Raw genomic sequence first — 21,061 nt, forward strand, 5'->3', positions numbered from 1 at the left:
ATGACAACTCACATTGAGAAACGTAAACAAACTTTTAAAGTACGCGATGAAAACATTATGGTGGAAGCCGATGCTTTGATTGACGACGATACTAATGAGATTTTGTTTGATTTGGATTTAGATAATCAAGCTATTGACTTAGCTTTTAATATATATCGTCAAAAGAAAAATCTTATTTCACCTGCTGAGATGGTTGCTTTTAGAAAGAAATATCAATTATCTCAACGTTCTTTAGCTAAGCTACTGGATGTAGGATCAGCCACGATTGCTAGATATGAAAAAGGTGTTTTGCCTTCTGAAAGCATTAATAATTTATTACGAAAAATAAAAGACGATAGTAGTTTTTTTGTGAGTTTATTTCATCAAAACAAATCCAAATTAAGTGCTAAAGATCAAAAAAGGATTGGATCGGCTATCTCCAAGATAGATAAAAAAATCAAAAGTGATTCTTTACTGAATGCTTATTTATTCAGAAATCAAAATGATCAACCGAGGAAATAAGAAAGTGTGGTCAATCAATAGCCGTCTGACCATGAAGTTTTTGAAAAAATCTTTTACTTCCAAATTATTAGCATATTCTTGGATGACTTCGACTTCACCACGTTGCCAACGTTGTCTTTGCATATAAAGCTCTGATAGATCTTTGATAGGTTCGATATAAAAGAAAGCATTGGCGCAGAGTCCAACTTTTCGTTTCATCCGTTGTCTAATTTGGAAAGTCATATCAGTATCTTCACCAATTGTATTGATATCATATAGGAAACTTTTCATCACAGCTTCCTTGCGAAAAGCTGAAAAAGCCCCGGACATCGTGAATAATTGATTTTTATGAGACTCCATCACCCGGCCAGAAAGAAAGGCTTGGGCGTATTCGAAGTATTCGTTATAACGCAATAACGAACCATTTTTCTTTAACATTAAACGGCTGGGTAAAATACTGCCAGTCAAAGCAGAGACTTCATAATCATTTTCAAAACGTAAAACCATGTTCATTAAGGCATTCTTTTCAAGCACACCATCACTATCGATGTTGATAATATAAGTTCCGATAGCTCCATATAACGCCGCATTTAGAGCTTGAGCTTTACCCGGAGCGGTGTGGATCAAACGTAAATTCATATCAGAAAAGGTATTTTGAGCATGGGCAAAAACTTGGAAACTGTTATCAGTACTGTTGTTATCAGCCAAAATAACTTGAATCAATTTAGTTGGATAAGTTGAATCGTGGATTGATTGGATACAGGCAAATAAAGTATCCTCAGAGTTGTGAACGGGGACTAAAACGGAGATCATTGGCATTTTTGCAGGCATAACCATCTTTTTAGGATGGCGATTGCTGATCATAATGCGCACACTGGAAATGATGGAAGGAATGATTTCAACTAGGATTGGAATCAAGGCCCAAGTCAACCAGAATCCCATTTTAAACAAGGTTAGGTCTAACCAATAACTCATTTTTATCCCTCCTTGCTAAAACGTTTTTTAATTCCTGTAACGAGTTTCTGAAAATTTTGATAGAGACTGTGAGAAATTTGCGAATAAGTAAAGACGTTGTAGTATAAAGCAATGACTAAGATGTAGAAAACCATTCTTCCAATAATGGAGTGTCCGATAAAGAAGGCACCACCACCGGCAAAGTGTACGATGACAATAATTAATGCTAATCGAAGCACGTTTGCTAAATAAATCCAAAGAATACCAAAGATTCCGAAGAAGGTTTTTTCATAACGATTAAAGATGGGGAAAAAAACGACAATACTGATATAAGCCATCGTTTCGATAATCCCAGAACATTCATAGTCAATCGTCATCGTCAGCGGTTGAGTAGGATTATTGATGCTGATCAGACCGTAACGATTCATAACTTCACTCATATTCGTAAGATTTCCGAACCATTTGACACCATTGATAACTGAATGAGTGAAAAACCAAACCCAATAGGGATCACTGAAGCCAATTAGAATAAAAAAGAGCCCGCCAGTTCCGATAAGAAAGAAGAATGCTGGAACGTGAGCTCTTTTTAAAACGGATAGTAAGTATATCCAAACAACGATGCCAATTACTAAATAAATACTCATACTGTTCTCCGTTTCTTAAAACTGAATCCCGAGTATTTCAAAACAGCAGCTATAGCGATGACGAAACCGGTACTTGCTAGAACTACAGGTCCAGTACTACCACCAGTTACATGGAGTTTTCCTGACCAAAGATTGGTATTTTCTAAGCTGATATTTTGTCCTGAAGTGTTGGAGATTCCTTTGAGGTCTTTGAAGGGGATTTTAGCTTCAAAAACATAGCCGGTACCTTTTACAGTTTTACCATCGCCCATTTTTTGATTGATATATTGGTTAGCAACATAAACACAATTGTTAACGGTTTCGTATGATCCGGTAGAACTATCGTAAATTCCCAAAGCAACAGCTTTTTTGTCACCAACATCTAATTTAACGGTTTGATTGCCATTAAAATCAATACTAAATGTTTTTCCACCAACATTTAGAGTATATCCAGATGGTTGGAAGTTAGTATAACCACCAGATAGAACAGGATGCATCATGATGTATAGATAAATATTATCATTATCAGCCAACATAGAAGCATACTTGATATTATCGTTATCCCAAGGGAATTTCATTGGTTGTTTAGTCTTGTCGGCCCAGTCGTCAAAGTTTCCATCGATAGTAATCCCCAAATCACCACTTTCATTATTATTGGGTGTTAAATTATCGGATGCAGCTTGGGCAACTGTTCCAAAACTAGCAAAAAAACATAAGGCACTCATTAAAATAATGATGAATCTTTTCATAACTGGTCCTCCTTTTTATAGAATATAAATATATTAATTCTCACCTTCATTATAGTTCCTTTTTATATAAAGATGTACTTATTTTGGAATAAGTTCAATCTTGTGTACAATAGATACCGAGAGGGGGTATATTTTATGGCAATGAAACCCCAAAAAATCGTTAAAATATTACGACAACATGGTTTTGTTAAGAAGTCGCAGAACGGATCACACTTGAAGATGTATAATCCGGAAACGAATGTGACTTTGCCAGTTCCAATTCATCATGATAAAGAATTAGAACATGGAATTGAAAGTAAAATATTAAAACAAGCAGGTATCAAAGTTACCGATATCTAAAAAGGATTATGTAATAAGCATTTTGCTGATGACAGATTGTTTATTACATAGTTCTTTTTTAGTATAATATATTGATTTAAAATTTAGGAGTTAAAAATGAAGAAACTTAATCTTTTATTTGCCTACGAGTTAGCAATTTTGGGAGTATTGTACTTTGCTTTAGTGACCTTCCAAATTATGCCCAAAGATATTAATGGTTGGCTGATTTTGATAGGAATGATAACTTTGTACGCAATCGACTGGGCTTATTTTCGTTTTGTGAAATCTAACATGTAGTTAGCAGCTTCCTCAAGTGTCTTAAAATTTTGTTGCTTTCTAACTTCCTCTAGTTTGGCTTGAGCTTTGGGACTCAATTTAGAAACGTCAAATTCTTCTTTACTCAAAAAATATACCTTCTTTTTATAATCTAATTGTCTATTATCCACAATCTACTATGGAAAATAAAGCAAAAGGCATAAACAAAATCATTGTTTCCGCTTCCAGATTACGACATAATGTATAAAAGAGGGTGAAATAAATGGCACCAATTTATAAGTTTAAAGAAACAGAAATGAATGGTTTTACAATTGATTTTAATGATTATCAAGGTAAGGTTTTATTGATAGTTAATACTGCTAGTAAATGTGGTCTAGCACCTCAACTAAAGGGTATTGAAGAACTTTATCAAAAGTATCATGATCAAGGTTTTGAAGTTTTGGGCTTGCCAAGTAATCAATTTCATCAAGAACTAGATGATGACAAGGCTACGAGCGATTATTGTCAGATGCATTATGGTGTAACTTTTCCGATGACTAAGAAAATTATGGTCAATGGTAGTGATGAGGATCCATTGTTTACTTATTTGAAAAATGAATCTGGACATGGTCGCATCAAATGGAACTTTACGAAGTTTTTGATTGATAAAAATGGTCAGTTGATTGAGAGATATGCACCAGTAACCAAGCCAGAAAAAATGGAAGAAACAATCGTTTCAGCTTTGCAGTAAATCGATTGTTTTAGAAATTATTCCATGTTATACTTTGCTTGCCCATAAAGGTAGGCACATATAAAACACCAAAACCCGAAACGATCGCACTCGTTTCGGGTTTTTTAGTGGGCTAAGATTGCCTTTTTCTTTTACTTGCGGTGTTTGTTTCGTAGCCATTCAGCAAACCAAGCGGTTATCAAGCCGACCGCAAGGGGCCCTAGAAAGGTAGTCCACATGACCAACACCTCCAATCTGTGCCAGATTGGTAAGGCAACGGCAAAAGTATAGCATGATACAATATTTTCTAGCTATCTAATTATGCAAAAAAAGTTTCTCACAATTAAGTGGGAAACTTTTTTATTCGGCAACACCGTCGAGATGGAATAAGGATGCCGTGTTGTTAAAAATATGTTTGGCAGTGTCAGCTTTATTCATCGTATATAAGTGAACACCGGAGACGTCGTTTGTTACTAAGTCAACAATCTGGTCAACTGCATAAGCGATACCAGCTTCTTTTAAAGAAACAGGGTTATCTTTGTATTTATCTAAAATATTGATGAATTTCTTCGGTAATCTGGCAGCACAATTTTCAATGACGTGGAGGGCCTGCTTACGATTAACGATGGGCATGATTCCTGCCAAGATAGGAATGTTGATATCAGCAATGGCACACTCTTCTTGGAAACGGTAGAATTGCTCATTGTCATAAAATAATTGGGTGATTAATTGGTCACAGCCGGAATCAACTTTGTCTTTGAGATGTCTAATATCATCAACTCTATTTTTTGAATCGGGATGAACTTCGGGATAGCAAGCTCCAGAAATAGTGAAAGCTGGTTTTTCTTGTTTGATAAATTGAGTTAAATCACTGGCATATTTGAAATCTTTTTCAGGAACGTAACCATCGACGATATCGCCACGCAAAGCTAAAACTTGATGGATGCCCATTTTTTCCAGACGATTCAGAATCGATCTAACTTCAGCTTTAGTGACATAGGCGGCAGGCATGTGGACCATTGTGTGGCAATGTAAATTATCTTTGACATATTTGGCGAGATTGATAGTCGTTTCTTCATAATTTAATTTGTGATTGCTAGCAGTAACACTGATAAAACTAGGATTCAATCCCTTCAATTGATCCAAAGTGTCGGTCAGATTGTCCACACCAACTTGAGAATTAGGAGGAAAGACTTCAAATGATAAGGTGGGATTAGTTTCTGTCATGTATCAACAACTCCTCTCTAATTTCCTTAGCAGCAGTCGTGAGGTTTTCGACACTAGCTTTAGCTTCTTTGATACCACGAGTTTTTAGTCCACAGTCGGGATTGATCCAGACTTTTTCTTGAGGGACCTTTTGTAAAATCTTGTGAATGGTAGTCTTGATTTCTTCAACTGAAGGAATACGTGGTGAATGGATATCGTAAACTCCAGGTCCGACTTGAAGTTGGAAGTTTTCTTTTTGAAGTGCGTCGAGGATTTCCAGATTGGAACGAGAAGCTTCAAATGAAATAACGTCAGCGTCCATGTTTTGAATTGCAGGAATTATATCAGTAAATTCGGAATAGCACATGTGAGTGTGAATTTGTGTCGTTGGTTGAACTTTGCTGTGAACTAGTCGGAAAGCAGGAATGGCCCAGTCGAGATATTCAGAATACCAGTCAGTTTTACGAAGTGGTAATTTTTCTCTTAGAGCGGCTTCGTCAATTTGAATAATCTTGATACCATTTTTCTCAAGATCTAGTACTTCATCTTGGATGGCCAAAGCAATTTGGATGGTTGATTCTTTAACGGAGATATCTTCACGAGGGAAAGACCAGTTTAAAATTGTAACAGGTCCAGTCAACATGCCTTTAACAATCTTGTCAGTCTGGCTTTGAGCAAATTTAGACCATTTAACGGTGATAGGTTTATTTCTAGCCACGTCACCCCAGATAATTGGTGGTTTAACGCCACGAGTTCCATATGATTGTACCCAACCGTTTTTGCTGAACAAGTAGCCATCGAGGTTTTGTCCGAAGTATTCCACCATGTCGTTACGTTCAAATTCACCATGAACTAGGACGTCGATACCGATTTCTTCTTGCCAGTCTAACCATTCTTTGATGTGATTAGCGATGAATTCATCATATTCCGCTTGAGAAATCTCCTGATGTCTGAATTGAGCACGAATCTTTTTGACAGCTTTAGTTTGGGGAAAAGATCCAATTGTCGTTGTTGGTAATAATGGCAGTTGGAATTCCTGCTTCTGAATGGCAGCTCGCTCTTTAAGATTGGGATGTCTGACAAATGAATCGGCAGTCAAGCTATCAACACGTTTTCTAACTGATTCGTTAGGTTGAACACGTTGTTGGTCAAATAATTGTTGGTTGTTGGTAATTAATTCTGTATTGCCATTGAGGATTGCTTGCAAGTCGGCTAACTCAGATAATTTTTCTTTAGCAAAAGCGAAATGTTGCTTAACTTCTGGATCAAAAGTTTCATTTTCAATTGTGAAAGGTACGTGGAGTAATGAACAAGATGTTGAGATAACTAGGTTTTTAACAGGTAAACTCTTGATTAAGTCGATAGTCTTTTGATAGTGATTACGCCAGATATTTTTACCATTAACTACGCCGGCAAAAAGAATTTTGTCATCAGGGAAACCACTTTGAACTAGTTGAGCAGTTTTTCTTCCTTCATGGAAGTCTAAACCGATACCCTCGATATCTAAGTTGATCAAATCCTGATAGACATCGCGCACGTCACCGAAGTAAGTTTGAACTAGGACTTTGAGGTTAGCTTTATTTTGCAAGAGCTTTTGGTAAATATTCTCGAATAAAATTTTCTTATCGCCCGTGACATCTTTGACTAATTCTGGTTCGTCCAGTTGAATCCATTCGGCACCTTGGTTAGATAATTTTTCAAAGACTTTTTGATAAGCGTTAACTAGTTGATCGATAAAATCTGTAGGTGTTACGTCATGAAATTCACTCAAACTCAAAAGTGTGAAGGGACCAACAATAACAGGACGTGTTTGAATGCCATTATCTTTAGCTTCTTGATATTCATTGAAGATTTTATCGTCATTTAGTTTGATTTCGGTCGTTTTGGTAAATTGTGGTACTAAATAGTGGTAGTTAGTGTTGTACCATTTCTTCATTGGTAATGCCTTCAAGTCGCCTTTTTCTCCTTGGTAGCCACGGGCTAAGGCAAAGTAGCGGTCGAGATTTGACAAATCCAATTTTTTAGCAGCGTCTGGGATGATATTAAATAGGTAGGCGGTGTCTAAAGTTGTGTCAAAAAATGAAAAGTCGTTACTAGGAATTTCGTCGATACCAGCTTGTTTAATCAGTTGCCAGTGCTTGAGACGTAAATCTTTGGCAAAGTTTAATAGCTCTGTTTCAGAAATTTCGTTGCGCCAGTATTTTTCAGTGTTGAATTTTAATTCACGGTTTTCACCAATACGTGGAAAACCAATAATTGATGTTGTCATAAATAAGTCCCCTTTGTGGTAGTAAGTTATTGACTACTAATCTACTATCGAAAAGAGATATTGAATAACTGATAATAATAATGATAGGTTATAGTTTAAAACTATAAGATGGACTATAATAAAGAAAAAATTGGAGTAAGCCAATGAGAATTCAACAACTGGAATATCTAGAAACAATTGTCAAAACAGGCTCTTTTAATGAAGCGGCCAAACAGCTTTATTTGACCCAGCCTAGTCTTTCCAATGCTATTAAGGAATTGGAATCAGAAATGGGAATTCAAATTTTATTGCGTAGTAAATTAGGGGTGACTTTGACCGATGAGGGGCGAGAATTTATGATCTATGCCCGACAAGTTTTGGATCAAGTGCAACTATTAAAAAGCCGTTATGAAAAGAGTCCTGTTCGTAAGCAAGCTTTTTCGGTGTCAGCGCAGCATTACGCCTTCGTTGTCCATGCCTTTGTGGAGCTGATCAAAACTGTTTCAGCGGATGAGTATCAATTTACTTTGCGCGAAACTGAAACGGAAAATATTTTAACTGACTTATCGAGTTTTAAAAGTGAAATTGGAATCTTATATTTAAATAACTTCAATAAACGTGTGTTAGAAAAGCTATTCAAAGAATATGACCTAGAATTCACACCATTATTCAAAGCTTCACCACACGTTTTCGTTGGTCGTCAGAATCCTTTGACGGAAAAGAAACGAGTAACTTTAGCTGATTTAGCGGATTATCCTTATTTGTCTTACGAACAGGGCGATAATAATTCGTTTTATTTTTCAGAAGAAATCTTGAGTACTTTGGACCGTAAGAAAAATATCAAAGTCAGTGATCGGGCTACGATTTTTAATTTGATGGTCGGATTGAACGGTTATACGATTAGTTCCGGAATCATCAGTAATAAATTAAATGATGACAAAATTGTGGCAATTCCCTTAGATGTTGATGATTCAATGACGTTAGGTTGGTTGAAGCATAGTCAATTAGAACTTAGTCCGATTGCTAAGAATTATTTAGAGATGTTGAAAGAACATATTAAAGGTTATGGTTTTGATATTATAAATGAAAAAACAGATCACACAAATTGATGCGTGGTCTGTTTTAGTGTAGCGACTTAATAAAGAAACCATCCATAGCGCCGCTATGCAAACTTTCTTCGATTGGTCCAGCTAGTTTGGTAAAGCCGGCTTTGTGATAGACGTGTATGGCTGCCTTTAAATTATGATGAGTTTCTAGATATAATTTATCGTAACCAGCTTTTTTAGCAGCTTGTTCGACTAAAGAAATTAATTGATAACTCAGGTGGTGACCTTGAGCAGCTTTAGATAGGTAGAGTTTTTGCAATTCAGCAATATTTTTCTCGAGATCAAACTCAGCAAATCCAGCACCACCAACGACTTCTTGAAAATCATTGACGACAACGAAATACCCACGCCGAGCTTTTTCATAAAATTGACTAAGAGTATCGAGATTTTTGTCAAAGTAGGCCGTGCCGGGAATGTCTAGATGGGCGACTTTTAGATCAGTTTGTAAAATATGCTTAATAGCTTGATTGTCATTGGCTTGAATTGGACGAATATTCATAATAAGCACCTTCTTTAAGGTAATTAATTTTATATGATAGCACAAAAAAATTCACCTGCAAGATTATGCAAGTGAACTTCTTTTATTCATTGGGAATTGATTCAGCAACGTTCCAAGTCAAGGTTCCAGTGTATTGACCAGCTGGGGAAACATTGAGTTGCTTTAATAGTAGCCCAGTGTTTTTTGTCCATTCATCAGCGATGTTTTCAGTAACATTAGTATCATGAGAAGTGTCTTCTTGATCGATAACGGTTGGCTCATCACTTAATGTAGTGAAATTATCATCGTTATACTGCCGATATACCAAAGCTAAATTGTTATTTAATGTTTCACCGTTTGAATATAGACCATTGGTTGTAACGGTCAATTGCCAAGGAGATCTTAGACTAGTGACACTTAAATCAAAGTCGTTTTTTCTGGATAAGTATTCGGTCGTGTCACCATAATTAACATTCTGAAATTGCAGTGATTTGGAAACTTCAAGACTAAGCATTTTATTAGGTTTAGTTGTTACATTATACGTAACGGTATTGGAAATTAATCCGTTGGTTTGATCAATGGCCTTAACGGTAACCTTTTGCGTGGAATTGAGGGTAAAGATATTCCAGAAGTCATCATCGTTCATTAAAGATTTGAGATCAAGCGTTTGTTTAAAGCTGTTTCCAGAGGCCGTTGCACCAACGTTATAGGTTTTGTTTCCAACAGTGATTTGATAAATGATATTAGTAGTAGCGTCATCATCACCAAAGCTATGATTATCACTATAATTAAGTGTATTCTCTAAATTTAATGTGGCGTTATCGGATTTATAGAGTAAGTCAATATCGGAATTATCATTTGATAAATTAAGTGTATATTGCTTAGGAGCTAAGATAGTAAATTCAGGGCTATTAGTGGAAGAAATTTGATTAGAACCAGTGAATGTAGCGACTGCTTTGGCGACATTTATATCACTAGTTGTATCATTGTTGGCTGTAGCTGAAATAGTGATGTTGGCAGTTGTTCCAGCAGAACCAGTTTTATTACCTAGCGTCTTAGCTAAAGTGTGTTGTAGGGTTTGGTCGGTTAGTTCACTTTGACTAATAGCTTCCTTAGTGCCGTCACTGTACGTAATGTAGGCAACATTGCCAGCACTATCGGGAGTCAAAGTTACGTGATCAGGAATTTTAATTTTTGCGGCAATATCTTCCCAATTGACATTACCTTCAAGATAGTTTAATTGATAATTAAGAGCCAATTTATCACCGTTAGCGACAGTTTTGTCAGTGGAATCAGTATTGATAGTTTTGTTCAAAGTTGTATCAGTTATTGAAGCATCTGCGTCAGCGTAAAGTAAATCGGGAATTGAATCAAGAGCCACTAACTTACTAGCGACCGAATCGGATGGTCCGTTCGCAGCAGTGAATCCCCAACGAACTTTGCCATCAGTCGTATTTAACTTAGTCGTGTCGACTTTGATGGTATCAGTAGTAGGTTTGTAATCACCTTTAGTCACGGTATTATCAGAATAATCCAAATTTTTATCGTTGAAATAATAAGTTAATGTGGCTTCATCGCTACCTTCAGCAGCAGGGGTCCATTTGATCGTTACGTGGTGCCAGTAAATAGGATTGTTTTGTTCATCGTAAGCATCAATTAAATAATTGGCTTGAGGACTAATATGGACTAATCCAAAACCTGTTTTGAAAGGTAGAAAATTGCTGTAACTGGAAATATCACCTGATTGATAACTGTCAGCTAATCCAGGATAAGTTAAAGCAATATGTCCGTATGTACCGCCAGAACCGTAACGGGCAGTGTCTGGGAAACCAAGAGCTGTCAAATTAGAAGTTGAACTACCAAATTGCGTATCAAAACCATTTAGCGTGAAATAACGATAAGTAGATGGAAAACTTACACCATTATTATTTAGTGGTTTATTACTAGAATTATAGAAATTATTTTTATCAGTATCGAATTCCAAGGCGACACTGTTTTGAATGGCGGTATTTTTAATGTAAGATTGTTTAGCATCAGTACCGCTAATAATGTCAACTCTAGAAGCGTCATAACCATAAACACCAATACCTTCTAGGCCCGCACCTAAAGCAGCAATTCCGTTAGAATCATTTTGGAGAACGAAGGTAATTCCTTCACTATTAACATCAGAAGATCCGTCGCCGCTACCAAAATAAAGCCAAGCAGAAATGGTTTGTTCCTTATTGATGTCGAAAGATTTATCAGTCGACCACATTGAGCCATAAGTATTTTTACCACTTGCTAGGGCGATAACATTTCCGTTGGTGGAGTTATTACCAGAATGGTCAACGATTTGAGCGGAGTTAGTATCATAAATATCCTTTGAATCGTAGACATTAGGTTTGGCATTCGACATATAATTACCAATGCCGATACCGTTGGGAGCGTTTTTTAAAACTGCTAAATCAGTATCGTCAGTCAAAGCTGCCTTGACATTTGTTGCTGGTATGATTGTAAAAAAGACCGTGGCAATGATTAAACTTTTGAAAATTTGATTCAGTTTCATAATAAAAGCTCCTCCCTCAAATATTTGCTATATAAGTAATATTATATCGGGTTATATATCAAAATATTTTCAAAAAATATATGTATTTCTATCGATATTTGGTAATTAGGAAATAACTATAAGAAATTAAGGAATTATTGAGTTATAAATTGATAGTTTTCTATTTTCAGAAATAAAAATCCAATCATACCAATCCAATAAAAATACTTAAAAGTTGTATCATAAAGGTAAGAATACGTTTGGAGGAAGAACTTATGGAATTCACGAAAATTGATTTAGATACTTGGACTCGTAAAGAAGTGTTCAACCACTTTATTGAACAAAAAACTACTTATAATATGACTAGCAATGTTTCTATTACTAAAGCAGCTAAATTTGCTAAAGATAATAACTATGACTTTTATCCACTATTTATTTATTCAATTGTCAGAGTAATTAATTCAAACTATCTTTATCGTATGGATTTCAATGAACAAGGCGAACTAGGTTATTACGATAGTAGCGTGCCATTTTATTCAATTTTTGATAGCCGGACAGAATTGTCTTCTCATATCGATACACCGGATGCTTATACATTTGCGGAATTTGATCGTGACTATTTAAGCGATGTTAAGAAATATCGTGGTACTGGTAAACTATTTCCTAAGCAACCTGTTCCAAAAAATGTAGTCAATATTTCAATGATTCCTTGGGTTAATTACACTGGATTTAATCTTAACAACAATAATAATGATAATTATTTACTACCAACTGTAACGGCGGGAAGATTCGAGAGAACTGGTAGCGAGATTAAATTACCAGTTACTTTCCAGATTCATCATGCCGTTTGTGATGGCTATCATGTTTCACAATTCTTTATCAAATTACAAGATATTTTGAATAATGTTGATGAATTGTAATTGATGTTTGTCTGATCAGGGCGAGAAGCCTATAATTGAAAAGCAGAGAAGCTTTTTCAGTAAATGAAAGTTACTAAAGAGTAAGACATTGCACATTGTGTAGGTCTTATTTTTTATTTTTTGAAATTATTATAGGAAAGAAGTAGGGGTATGAGTAGGAATCGCAAAATCTTAGTTACTTTTGCATTAGTTTTATCCAATATGATGGCGGGACTAGATGCAACGATTATTAATACCGCTTTGCCAGCCATTATTAGTGATTTGCATGGGATTCAATATATGGGGTGGATCGTTGCTATTTTTCTATTAGGGATGGCCGTTTCAACACCGTTATGGAGTAAGTTTGGCGAAAAGAAGGGTAATAAAGTTGCCTATATTACTGCAACGATTGTTTTCATGATTGGGGCTTTGTTTCAAGGATTAGCTCCCAATATTATTTGGTTCATTACTGCTAGATGTGTCATGGGAATTGGTGCTGGCGGAATGAACACGATTCCCTTCATTATTTATTCGCAAATATTTAAGAATATCAAACGCCGTTCACAAGTTATCGGAATTGCTTCAGCCGGATTCAGTGGTACCTCAATTGTCGGACCTTTGATTGGTGGTTGGATCGTAGATACATTCAGTTGGCACTGGGTCTTTTATATTAATTTGCCTTTGGCTTTGTTATCAATCACAATCGTATCTATCTTCTTCAAGATCAAAGAACAATTGAATCAAGCTAAAGTCGATTACCGTGGTGCTATTTTGATGGTACTCGGTTTAACATCATTTTTGATAGGAATTCAATTGTTAGGAGTCTCTTCCATTTATGCTGTGTTAGCATTCATCGTTATTGGAGCGTTATTGATTTATTGGATGTCACGAGTTGAGAATAAAGTCGAGGATCCAATTGTTCCTAATCGTTTGTTTAAAAATGAAAAGTTAGTAATTGATTTGATTTTGTTTGCCTTATTGTGGGGATCATTTGTGGCCTTCAATATTTATATTCCAATGTGGGCACAAGGAATTATGGGTCTTAGTGCTTTGATTGGAGGAATGACACAGATTCCCGGAGCAATTGCTAATTTTGTCGGTTCAGAATTAGAACCATTGATTCAAAGAAAGATGAGTCGTTACGCAATTATTGCCATCGGAACAGCTTCATTTTTCATTTCTTTTGCTGGATTGTACTGGGCTAGTCAAACCGCCAGTTATACATTCTTATTGATCATGGGTGTATTCGAAGGCTTCGGTGTCGGAATTTGTTTCAATGCTTTGTTGATTGCCGTACAATTTGATGTTGAAAGCCGAGATGTTCCAATTTCGACATCATTTGCTTACTTAGTTAGAATTTTGAGTCAAACTTTCATGTCATCGATTTATGGAGTTATCTTGAATCTTGCCTTAATCAAAGGTGTCAGAGAGAGTAGCGGTCACATAACGATGGCTATGATGAATAAATTGAGTAACGCTGCGGTTGCTAAAGAATTGCCTAAAGCGTATATTCCTGAAATGAAGAATATTTTCTTTCATGGAATTCATAATATTATGCTGACAGCACTTATTTTGATTATTTTAGTTATTATCATTTTGGGTTACTTATTTAGAAGAGAAGCTGTCAAGAAACATCAAGTTAAAGTAAATTAAAAGCAATTTCACTGTTGGGTGAGATTGCTTTTTTTATAGGTTCGGTATCATAAATTACAGAAATAATCCTTTATTCAATAATAATATTGATCGTTAATTTGTTTATCGTTATAGTAAATATATGTAACTTTTTATAAATTAAATATCTAAGGGGAAAGTAATTATCATGAGTACATTAGTCGATATACCAATACCATCAAGATTTAGAATTGGGGAATTATTTCAAAATAATAATTTTGTAGTGCCACTTTATCAAAGAAATTATGCTTGGCAAAATAGTGAAATCGTTGATTTTTGGGAAGATCTATTAGATTTGGTTGAGGATAAACGAAATAGTCACTTCTTTGGTCAAATTGTAACTTATAAAAATGAATCTGGTAGTCAAGAAATAATCGATGGACAACAGCGTTTGACGACTAGCACGATTTTTATGGCAGCTATCCGTGATATTGCTGAAAAAATGTACAATGATAATTTCAAGGGTTCTCAAGATGAATCAAGTTTAGAACTTGGTGATACTTTACGCGATATCAAACGTGAAGTAAACAAAACTATTCGTGGTACGAACGGTGAGGAATCATCCTTAATGGTTCAACAAAATTCTAAGGATCAAGAACAAAATGTCCAAACATTTTTCTTTGCTTTGACACATTCTGATATCAAAGTTCGTGACGAAAAGACTAATTCCGAACCTAAGAAAAACATGCAACACGCTTATAAGGACATTACTCAATGGATCAATTCTTATTTGAAGCAGTACAAACAATTGAATGAAAGAATTGCCAAGTTGCAATTGATTTTTGAGTCATTTTTCAGTAATTTTTATATCGTTATGATTTCTGCACCTAGTAGAAAAGATGCTTTCACTATTTTTGAGACTTTGAATAGTCGTGGTAAAGATTTAATGGCATCTGATATTATCAAGAATCATCTGATGTCATTGATGGGTGAAGATATTCAAGAAGGTAACGAAAAATGGAATAAATTGACTGAAAAACTAGGTAATAACAGCAATCGTATCACTCGTTTTATTAGAACTTACTGGGCTTCGAAAAAACGTATCGTACCTGAATCAAAGCTTTATCGTGAAGTTAGCGCAGAGGTTAATAGTCTCAACGAAGCACAAATTTTCTTGAATGATTTAGATAAGTTAGTTGATTTATACACCGTTTTGGAATCACCAACTAGTCCTAAGGCTCACTACGATTTCTTTGAAAATAAGCAAGTGATTCAGGGCATCGATATTCTAAATCGTTTGAACGTTAAATTGTATTATCCAATTGTTATGGCGATGTATTACAACAATTACAGTCAAGATGGAATGTTGAAAGTAATTACGAAGATAACTTCAGTATTCATTCGTCATCGTACAATTATTAATGATGGTACAAATAAATTGGAAACTGGTTTCTCAGATATTGCTCGTAAGATTTGGAATTTGGAATTAAAGAATATTGAAGATATTAATTTAGAACTCAACAAAAAGCTTTTGCCATCATCAGAAGCTACTAAGGCTAGTTTCACAGTACTGAAAAAGTCTGGGGGTCAACGTGGTGCAAAAAAGTGGACGTTGGTCTACCTCTTATCAGAACTATATGGAACCGAATATGGGGATTTCGAAGACGGTTATTATAGTAGTGTCTTCAATGATGATGACTATCGTCTGGTTCAAATCAGTTTAGATCCAGAACTCGGTGACCATCGCGAATTCATTGGTAATTGGGTCTTGATTGAAAAGAGTTTGAGTAAAAATGAATTCAAAAATGAAGCTGAGTTGGCTGAAAAGTTAACTAAGTCAAAACTTTTAGGAAATAAAAAACTTGCTCAAGTATTGAATTCAGGCAAGTGGACAAAAGAAAATATTGTTAAACGCCAAAATGACTTTGCTGATGATGCAACAGTAATTTGGTAATTCATAAGTCTGTAGAGAAATCTACAGGCTTTTTTTAAAATAGAGTTTTAATTCCCATGAAAATCAGTAAAACAGCAATAAAATATTGAACCAAATAAGCTCGCTTACTTTTGGCTAATTTATTGACTAACAACGGTGCAATGAAAGCTCCAATAATGGCACCAATTATTAAAGGAATACCGGCCTGCCAGTAGATACTTCCATTAGTCATATGCATGATAGAACCTAAGAAACTCATTCCCACTAAAACGTATGAAGAAGTGGCAGTAGCGTTGAAAGTATCTAAGCCTAAAATCAATAGGCCAGCTAGAATTGGTCCACCACCACTTAAGCCAGCGATTCCAACCATTAAGCCGCTGAGAACGCCGTACATTGCCGCTGCAAATTTACCATGAGCTTTTTTGTTAGTGGAAGTACTTCTTTGTTTAACGATTATTTGAATTCCTAGTACAGTCAAAATAATAGCAATCAACCAAGTATAAATTATTTGTGGAATAAACGGTGCGACTAGGGCTCCGACGATGACAGCAGGGAGAGCTGATATCAACATTTGGTTTCCATAATGAAAATTAACCCGACCTTGTTTGATATAAATAATAGTCCCAATTACTAGCGATGGTAGAGCAGTAACGATTGATGTAGCGGCCGCAGAAGCAGGAGCTAAATTAAAAAAAGCTGTTAAGACGCCTAAATAAAAGGCAGCTCCACCACCACCTAGTGCTATAACGATGGTTCCAATGACGATACCCAAAATAATTAAGAGAATAAAAGACATATAGTAGAATCCTCCTTTTGAATAATGTATTACTTGTTTACAAATGTATTTGTAGTTAAACTTATATTTAAGTAATCAATATGTAAAAGAATATTACAACTAGTAATATATAATTACAACATGTAATTTTCAAGTGGGAGGGTCAATTTTTGACATCAAGAACTCTGTCTAAAGAAAAAATAATCGCTACAGCAATTGATTTGATCAATGATCAAGAAAATTTAACTTTTACCAATCTGAGTAAAAGATTAGGAACTAGATCACAGGCAATTTATAACTATTATCCTGACGTATTAGCCGTAAAAGTTGCAGTTGCTATAGCGTTTTATCAAGATTTAGCTACAAGACTACAAGTGGATTTACTAGGATTATCTGGTAAACAAGCCGTAAAGGCCTTTTGCAATGTTAGTGTGCAATATGCTTTGAGCAAATATCCAGTTACTCAACAAATTTTGAGTATTCCCTCAGGGAAAATTAATAACGAAGAATTGGATAAAAATTCTTTGATGGTTCACGGAATTATGTTGAAATTGTTGAATCCGATTGAGTCAGATGAAAAGAAGCAATTAGTCTTGGCCAGAATGTTACGCAACTTAATTGATGGAGAAATTATTCACGTTGGCAATGGTCGTTTCAATAATAAATTGATTTCTCATCGGGACAGTTTTGATCAAATGCTGAATATTGTGTTAGAAAATTATTAAAAAAAACCACCCCAGCGGGTGGTTTTTTACTATTTATAGATATTTTTGAGTCCATTTAAATCAGCTTCGGATAACTGATAAACACCCTGATCAACTGGATACATGACTGAATTAGTATAAGAACTATGAGCTAAACCTAGAGCATGACCTAATTCATGCATAGCAACTGACTTTTTGACCGACAAAGTTGGATAGGTCATATTTAGCCCCGCTTGACTAGTATTAATAGCATAGTCATTTAATTGTAAGGCAGAAGGGCCACCATTTCCTAATTCAACTGAACTAGACATGACGTTTTCAATCTTCTTGTGGTAAATGAAGAAAGTCACGCTATTTTGGTCTGAATCTGCTTTACCAGGAATCAGGTTGACGATACCAGTTTTGTTGTATTGTTCAACAGCGTATTCAAATACTTGTCGTGCTGACTGAGGAACGTTGTCCTTGAAATGATAGTAGTAAGTCTTAGAAGTTGTCATTCCTTGAAGTGGTTCTTCAGTAGGAGTGGTAGCTTTGCCAACTTGTTTTTCAGTAGTGGTTTCCCTTTGACCAGATAATTTTTTCTTGATGTTAGCTTTGATTAAATAAACGTATGGTTGAATTTGATTGTTCGCTGATTGAAGCTCACTTTTGACTTGTGGAACAATCTGGGGCTTGATTTGAACGACAGCAAATATGCCAGCTAAAACAACCAACCAAGCGATCCATGAATTTTTCCTCATTGTTTCTCCTTAAAAATTGGTTCTGTGTCTTCTTATAATAGTTTTTTAGCTATCAAAAGTCCACTATTAGCTTACTTATTGTCCTGTAAAGAACTACGTTTAGGACTAGTCCAAGTACCCGAACCAAATCCTAGAATCGTTTTAACGGCGGGAATGAAAGTCATTACAACAGTAATTGGATTAATTATCCAGTAAAATAACATGTATAAAGGAGCAAAGAAGGCATATTTGAGTTTGGCACCACGATGGTCAAGTAACAGAGCTGTGAATAATTGGAAACAACCGGCAATCAACTCAAAAGTAACAAAGATAAATGAAATTACAAAAGCGTGGAAGACTCGTTCGAAATCTCCATGAAGTAAAAGCCAAAGTATCGTTATGATGAATATAACGGATGTAATAATGAAGAAGAATGACCAAATGATTGAAAGTGTCGAATCAATAAACATCGACATTTGATAACGACGTTTGATTGGATGAAAGAGGAATTTCTTTAAATTAGTCAACCAAACCTCGGTACCACCCTGAGCCCAACGTTTACGTTGCTTATATAGTTGAGAAATTGATTCTGGTACATTCATGTGAAAGACGATATTGGGCGCAAATCTCGGTACCGCTCCAATCGTTTGATGATCCCAAGCAATACTGATATCTTCAGTCGCTCGGTCTTGTCGAAAGCCGCCAACGTCGATCAAGAAATCTTTCTTATACAAAGTATTTGCACCACTGTAGGCGTACATCGAATCATTGATAGAAGTTTGACTACGCTTAATAGTTCCAACGATACTGGAAAATTCGACTGTTTGTGATTTACCAAGCATTGTACTGCGATTTTGTACATCCATATTGGCAGTGACGGCGGAAGTGTTCATATCACGATTGTGGATAAAGAAATTCATGTATTTCATCAAGGCATCGGGTTCGGGAATCGTATCAGCATCGTTACTTAAAATGTATTCGCCTTTAGCAAAGTGCATACCAATATTGAAGGCGTGAGCTTTACCTTTATTTTTTACAATATTGATTACTCGCAACCTAGGGTAAGTCAGTTGCAAACGTTCAAGGATTTCTTGAGTTTTGTCGGTTGAGCCATCGTTAGTAACTAAGACTTCGAAATTTTGGTAATTTAAATTATTAAATAGGTAAGTAATGGTTTCTTCTATGACCACTTCTTCGTTGTGAGCTGGTATCATAATAGTGATCATCGGTTGTTTATCAGGTGGGATTTCTTCCCAGTTATCGTCATATTTGTTCTTCTTTAGAAAACGATAGCATAACGCACCACTGAACCAGAAAAATGAACCAATGATAGGATATAAGCAAAGAATCAACAGACAAATATTGATGACTGTACCCAATGTAGTAGAACCAGCAATATGGTCAATAAATATATTTTTCATAAAATCCCCTTAGTCGACGTCATCGAGATTCTTTTTGGCATAAAGTTTTTGGATTTGATGAGTCTCTAAATTTTGTTCTGGTTTGACGGTGTAATTTTTGACATGTTCACGAAATTCTTTGGGACCAAAACGTTTATCGATAAAATCATCAATGGTTTTCTTGCGTTCCTTTTGATTGATAGGATTAAAGGTCGGCCATTGTTCAACGATTCGATCACGTTTGCGGTTTTGAATGATAGTCATACTGATGGCAAAGATTAAGGTCATGACCCAGGCAAAAATCAAAATAACGCCAATAAACTTGATTTCGTAAATTCCTTCGTGATAAGACCATAAATGTGGTACGCGTGAGTCAAAGCTGGCCCAAAAGGCTAACACCGTTATAACGATTGGAATGATGACTGCTAACCAGCCAATGGTGGCAATCAATACTTGACGAATCTTTAATAGCCAGTGACCTGATTCAAAAAATTTATCCGTATAAAGTTGCTGTTTATCTTCTTTCATTTTCTTCTTCCTGTTTAGATTTGATAGGATTTACAGGATGACCAAAGAGATAGCCTTGACGAGTAGGGATATTTAATTGTTCGGCCAAAGCTTCATCTTTTTCGTTTTCAATTCCCATCAAAACCAGATTAATATTATGTTCTTTGGAAATACGATTCCAAGATTGTAAATTGAGATCAAGCCAAATACTAGGATCGTCTTTGCGAAAACGCCGCATTGAACATTTGATATTGTCGACAAAAGGTAGCATCCACTCGATTGCTTTCAGATTAGCCATTTCTGAACCAACGTTGTCGATACTGAATTGCATATTGTAATTTCTAGCCTCACGAATACGTTTTTCGAAAAGATGTTTCTTGTGAAACTTTTTGATGTTTCCCGGGGAAAACTCAATTGACAATTTCATCGGTTCGATTTTTGAAATGGCCCAGCGAACGAAGTATTGAAAATCACGGCTGATGATTTGATTGTATTCTAAATTGATCGAAAGAACGTAAGGCTCAGTTGGCAAAGCTTTGAAAGTATCTTCTAATAAGAAAACCACACGTTGTAACGGTAAAGAATCTAATTTTTTTGGTAAAGTCCAAGAGTCATTTGGTTGCTGTTGTCGCAATAGACACTCATAACCGACTGTTTTGTCATGATAGTCGACTTGACGTTGGATAAAGTAGCGTAAATGGAAATTCTTATTTTCTAGATAATTATTATTGGTTTTTCGAGACCGCCAATAAAAAATGGCTATCGTTATACCGAAGACAATAATAGTCGCGATAACTAGCCACAGTAAGGTTAATTCAAATTGAAAAAAACTCATCATATAC

At 35.6% G+C, this 21,061-nt stretch carries 22 protein-coding genes and 1 pseudogene; 9 read left to right on the plus strand and 14 right to left on the minus strand.

What is annotated here, in order from left to right; all coding sequences use genetic code 11:
- Entirely contained in the window at positions 1-501 is a 501-nt protein-coding gene (locus FFM65_RS05495) for a type II TA system antitoxin MqsA family protein (protein WP_119318017.1), read from the plus strand.
- Here the strand turns inward: FFM65_RS05495 and FFM65_RS05500 are convergent.
- The 3 genes and pseudogenes from FFM65_RS05500 to FFM65_RS05510 all read right to left on the minus strand — a co-directional run.
- A pseudogene (locus tag FFM65_RS05500) lies at positions 484-1,455 on the minus strand (TIGR03111 family XrtG-associated glycosyltransferase); the annotation flags it as partial. The gene FFM65_RS05495 and the pseudogene FFM65_RS05500 sit on opposite strands and share 18 nt — an antisense overlap.
- Before the next feature lie 2 nt (positions 1,456-1,457).
- Positions 1,458-2,078 (minus strand): exosortase XrtG, encoded by a 621-nt coding sequence (gene xrtG, locus FFM65_RS05505; protein ID WP_119318018.1) that lies wholly within the window; start codon positions 2,076-2,078, stop codon positions 1,458-1,460.
- Positions 2,075-2,806: a Firmicu-CTERM sorting domain-containing protein gene (locus tag FFM65_RS05510; protein ID WP_119318019.1), complete on the minus strand. Its 732-nt coding sequence runs from the start codon at positions 2,804-2,806 to the stop codon at positions 2,075-2,077. The genes xrtG and FFM65_RS05510 overlap by 4 nt, the downstream gene beginning before the upstream one ends.
- Positions 2,807-2,941: 135 nt before the next feature.
- Between FFM65_RS05510 and FFM65_RS05515 the strand changes: the two genes are divergently transcribed.
- Both FFM65_RS05515 and FFM65_RS05520 read left to right on the plus strand, forming a co-directional pair.
- The gene (locus FFM65_RS05515) at positions 2,942-3,145 is read left to right on the plus strand and encodes a type II toxin-antitoxin system HicA family toxin (RefSeq protein WP_010020946.1); all 204 of its coding nucleotides are present in this window, start codon (positions 2,942-2,944) and stop codon (positions 3,143-3,145) included.
- A gap of 96 nt (positions 3,146-3,241) precedes the next feature.
- A complete protein-coding gene (locus tag FFM65_RS05520; protein WP_119318020.1) occupies positions 3,242-3,421 on the plus strand; it encodes a hypothetical protein in 180 nt (59 codons plus the stop codon).
- Here the strand turns inward: FFM65_RS05520 and FFM65_RS12130 are convergent.
- Positions 3,391-3,528, minus strand: coding sequence for a hypothetical protein (locus FFM65_RS12130; protein ID WP_162897937.1), 138 nt, complete (start codon positions 3,526-3,528; stop codon positions 3,391-3,393). The two genes, FFM65_RS05520 and FFM65_RS12130, sit on opposite strands and share 31 nt — an antisense overlap.
- Before the next feature lie 134 nt (positions 3,529-3,662).
- Here FFM65_RS12130 and FFM65_RS05525 point away from each other — a divergent pair, with 134 nt between their 5' ends.
- A complete protein-coding gene (locus FFM65_RS05525) occupies positions 3,663-4,130 on the plus strand; it encodes a glutathione peroxidase (RefSeq protein ID WP_119318021.1) in 468 nt (155 codons plus the stop codon).
- Between the two features lie 131 nt (positions 4,131-4,261).
- Here FFM65_RS05525 and FFM65_RS12455 read toward each other — a convergent pair whose 3' ends face one another.
- The 3 genes from FFM65_RS12455 to metE all read right to left on the minus strand — a co-directional run bounded on the left by FFM65_RS12455 (position 4,262) and on the right by metE (position 7,584).
- On the minus strand, positions 4,262-4,348 hold the full coding sequence (locus tag FFM65_RS12455; RefSeq protein ID WP_119318022.1) for a type I toxin-antitoxin system Fst family toxin: 87 nt from the start codon (positions 4,346-4,348) through the stop codon (positions 4,262-4,264).
- A 121-nt stretch (positions 4,349-4,469) separates the two neighbouring features.
- A complete protein-coding gene (gene metF / locus FFM65_RS05535) occupies positions 4,470-5,336 on the minus strand; it encodes a methylenetetrahydrofolate reductase [NAD(P)H] (protein WP_119318023.1) in 867 nt (288 codons plus the stop codon).
- Positions 5,323-7,584, minus strand: a complete 2,262-nt coding sequence (gene metE / locus FFM65_RS05540; protein WP_119318024.1) for a 5-methyltetrahydropteroyltriglutamate--homocysteine S-methyltransferase — start codon at positions 7,582-7,584, stop codon at positions 5,323-5,325. The genes metF and metE overlap by 14 nt, the downstream gene beginning before the upstream one ends.
- A gap of 143 nt (positions 7,585-7,727) precedes the next feature.
- On the opposite strand from metE, the gene FFM65_RS05545 reads away from it, so the two are divergent.
- Positions 7,728-8,672, plus strand: coding sequence for a LysR family transcriptional regulator (locus tag FFM65_RS05545; protein ID WP_119318025.1), 945 nt, complete (start codon positions 7,728-7,730; stop codon positions 8,670-8,672).
- A 13-nt stretch (positions 8,673-8,685) separates the two neighbouring features.
- Here FFM65_RS05545 and FFM65_RS05550 read toward each other — a convergent pair whose 3' ends face one another.
- Entirely contained in the window at positions 8,686-9,168 is a 483-nt protein-coding gene (locus FFM65_RS05550) for a GNAT family N-acetyltransferase (RefSeq protein ID WP_119318026.1), read from the minus strand.
- An 82-nt stretch (positions 9,169-9,250) separates the two neighbouring features.
- Positions 9,251-11,692, minus strand: coding sequence for an L-type lectin family protein (locus FFM65_RS05555; protein WP_119318027.1), 2,442 nt, complete (start codon positions 11,690-11,692; stop codon positions 9,251-9,253).
- Between the two features lie 254 nt (positions 11,693-11,946).
- Here FFM65_RS05555 and FFM65_RS05560 point away from each other — a divergent pair, with 254 nt between their 5' ends.
- From FFM65_RS05560 to FFM65_RS05570, 3 genes are all read left to right on the plus strand, one after another.
- On the plus strand, positions 11,947-12,591 hold the full coding sequence (locus tag FFM65_RS05560; protein WP_119318028.1) for a CatA-like O-acetyltransferase: 645 nt from the start codon (positions 11,947-11,949) through the stop codon (positions 12,589-12,591).
- Between the two features lie 150 nt (positions 12,592-12,741).
- On the plus strand, positions 12,742-14,223 hold the full coding sequence (locus FFM65_RS05565) for an MFS transporter (protein ID WP_119318029.1): 1,482 nt from the start codon (positions 12,742-12,744) through the stop codon (positions 14,221-14,223).
- A 166-nt stretch (positions 14,224-14,389) separates the two neighbouring features.
- Positions 14,390-16,135: a DUF262 domain-containing protein gene (locus FFM65_RS05570; protein WP_119318030.1), complete on the plus strand. Its 1,746-nt coding sequence runs from the start codon at positions 14,390-14,392 to the stop codon at positions 16,133-16,135.
- Positions 16,136-16,169: 34 nt separating this feature from the next.
- Here the strand turns inward: FFM65_RS05570 and FFM65_RS05575 are convergent, their stop codons facing one another.
- On the minus strand, positions 16,170-16,910 hold the full coding sequence (locus tag FFM65_RS05575; protein ID WP_119318031.1) for a sulfite exporter TauE/SafE family protein: 741 nt from the start codon (positions 16,908-16,910) through the stop codon (positions 16,170-16,172).
- 149 nt (positions 16,911-17,059) lie between these two features.
- On the opposite strand from FFM65_RS05575, the gene FFM65_RS05580 reads away from it, so the two are divergent.
- Positions 17,060-17,614 carry a TetR/AcrR family transcriptional regulator gene (locus FFM65_RS05580; RefSeq protein ID WP_119318032.1) on the plus strand — a complete coding sequence of 185 codons (555 nt, stop codon included), beginning with the start codon at positions 17,060-17,062 and terminating at the stop codon, positions 17,612-17,614.
- A 29-nt stretch (positions 17,615-17,643) separates the two neighbouring features.
- Here FFM65_RS05580 and FFM65_RS05585 read toward each other — a convergent pair whose 3' ends face one another.
- The 4 genes from FFM65_RS05585 to FFM65_RS05600 all read right to left on the minus strand — a co-directional run bounded on the left by FFM65_RS05585 (position 17,644) and on the right by FFM65_RS05600 (position 21,054).
- Positions 17,644-18,333: a M57 family metalloprotease gene (locus tag FFM65_RS05585; protein WP_119318033.1), complete on the minus strand. Its 690-nt coding sequence runs from the start codon at positions 18,331-18,333 to the stop codon at positions 17,644-17,646.
- 71 nt (positions 18,334-18,404) lie between these two features.
- Entirely contained in the window at positions 18,405-19,733 is a 1,329-nt protein-coding gene (locus FFM65_RS05590; protein ID WP_119318034.1) for a glycosyltransferase family 2 protein, read from the minus strand.
- A gap of 9 nt (positions 19,734-19,742) precedes the next feature.
- Positions 19,743-20,240 (minus strand): hypothetical protein, encoded by a 498-nt coding sequence (locus FFM65_RS05595; RefSeq protein ID WP_119318035.1) that lies wholly within the window; start codon positions 20,238-20,240, stop codon positions 19,743-19,745.
- Positions 20,227-21,054, minus strand: coding sequence for an EAL domain-containing protein (locus FFM65_RS05600; RefSeq protein ID WP_119318036.1), 828 nt, complete (start codon positions 21,052-21,054; stop codon positions 20,227-20,229). Before FFM65_RS05600 ends, FFM65_RS05595 begins: the two co-directional genes overlap by 14 nt.
- Between the last annotated feature and the right edge of the window lie 7 nt (positions 21,055-21,061).

The organism is Companilactobacillus formosensis (genome assembly GCF_005405305.1).
Classification (GTDB): Bacteria; Bacillota; Bacilli; order Lactobacillales; family Lactobacillaceae; genus Companilactobacillus; species Companilactobacillus formosensis.

Bases quoted from the DNA above. Each gene is read 5' to 3' on its own strand.
- FFM65_RS05495 (WP_119318017.1), top strand. From the start codon at position 1: ATGACAACTCACATTGAGAAACGTAAACAAACTTTTAAAGTACGCGAT.
- xrtG (WP_119318018.1), bottom strand. From the start codon at position 2,078: ATGAGTATTTATTTAGTAATTGGCATCGTTGTTTGGATATACTTACTA.
- FFM65_RS05510 (WP_119318019.1), bottom strand. From the start codon at position 2,806: ATGAAAAGATTCATCATTATTTTAATGAGTGCCTTATGTTTTTTTGCT.
- FFM65_RS05515 (WP_010020946.1), top strand. From the start codon at position 2,942: ATGGCAATGAAACCCCAAAAAATCGTTAAAATATTACGACAACATGGT.
- FFM65_RS05520 (WP_119318020.1), top strand. From the start codon at position 3,242: ATGAAGAAACTTAATCTTTTATTTGCCTACGAGTTAGCAATTTTGGGA.
- FFM65_RS05525 (WP_119318021.1), top strand. From the start codon at position 3,663: ATGGCACCAATTTATAAGTTTAAAGAAACAGAAATGAATGGTTTTACA.
- FFM65_RS12455 (WP_119318022.1), bottom strand. From the start codon at position 4,348: ATGTGGACTACCTTTCTAGGGCCCCTTGCGGTCGGCTTGATAACCGCT.
- metF (WP_119318023.1), bottom strand. From the start codon at position 5,336: ATGACAGAAACTAATCCCACCTTATCATTTGAAGTCTTTCCTCCTAAT.
- metE (WP_119318024.1), bottom strand. From the start codon at position 7,584: ATGACAACATCAATTATTGGTTTTCCACGTATTGGTGAAAACCGTGAA.
- FFM65_RS05545 (WP_119318025.1), top strand. From the start codon at position 7,728: ATGAGAATTCAACAACTGGAATATCTAGAAACAATTGTCAAAACAGGC.
- FFM65_RS05550 (WP_119318026.1), bottom strand. From the start codon at position 9,168: ATGAATATTCGTCCAATTCAAGCCAATGACAATCAAGCTATTAAGCAT.
- FFM65_RS05555 (WP_119318027.1), bottom strand. From the start codon at position 11,692: ATGAAACTGAATCAAATTTTCAAAAGTTTAATCATTGCCACGGTCTTT.
- FFM65_RS05560 (WP_119318028.1), top strand. From the start codon at position 11,947: ATGGAATTCACGAAAATTGATTTAGATACTTGGACTCGTAAAGAAGTG.
- FFM65_RS05565 (WP_119318029.1), top strand. From the start codon at position 12,742: ATGAGTAGGAATCGCAAAATCTTAGTTACTTTTGCATTAGTTTTATCC.
- FFM65_RS05570 (WP_119318030.1), top strand. From the start codon at position 14,390: ATGAGTACATTAGTCGATATACCAATACCATCAAGATTTAGAATTGGG.
- FFM65_RS05575 (WP_119318031.1), bottom strand. From the start codon at position 16,910: ATGTCTTTTATTCTCTTAATTATTTTGGGTATCGTCATTGGAACCATC.
- FFM65_RS05585 (WP_119318033.1), bottom strand. From the start codon at position 18,333: ATGAGGAAAAATTCATGGATCGCTTGGTTGGTTGTTTTAGCTGGCATA.
- FFM65_RS05590 (WP_119318034.1), bottom strand. From the start codon at position 19,733: ATGAAAAATATATTTATTGACCATATTGCTGGTTCTACTACATTGGGT.
- FFM65_RS05595 (WP_119318035.1), bottom strand. From the start codon at position 20,240: ATGAAAGAAGATAAACAGCAACTTTATACGGATAAATTTTTTGAATCA.
- FFM65_RS05600 (WP_119318036.1), bottom strand. From the start codon at position 21,054: ATGAGTTTTTTTCAATTTGAATTAACCTTACTGTGGCTAGTTATCGCG.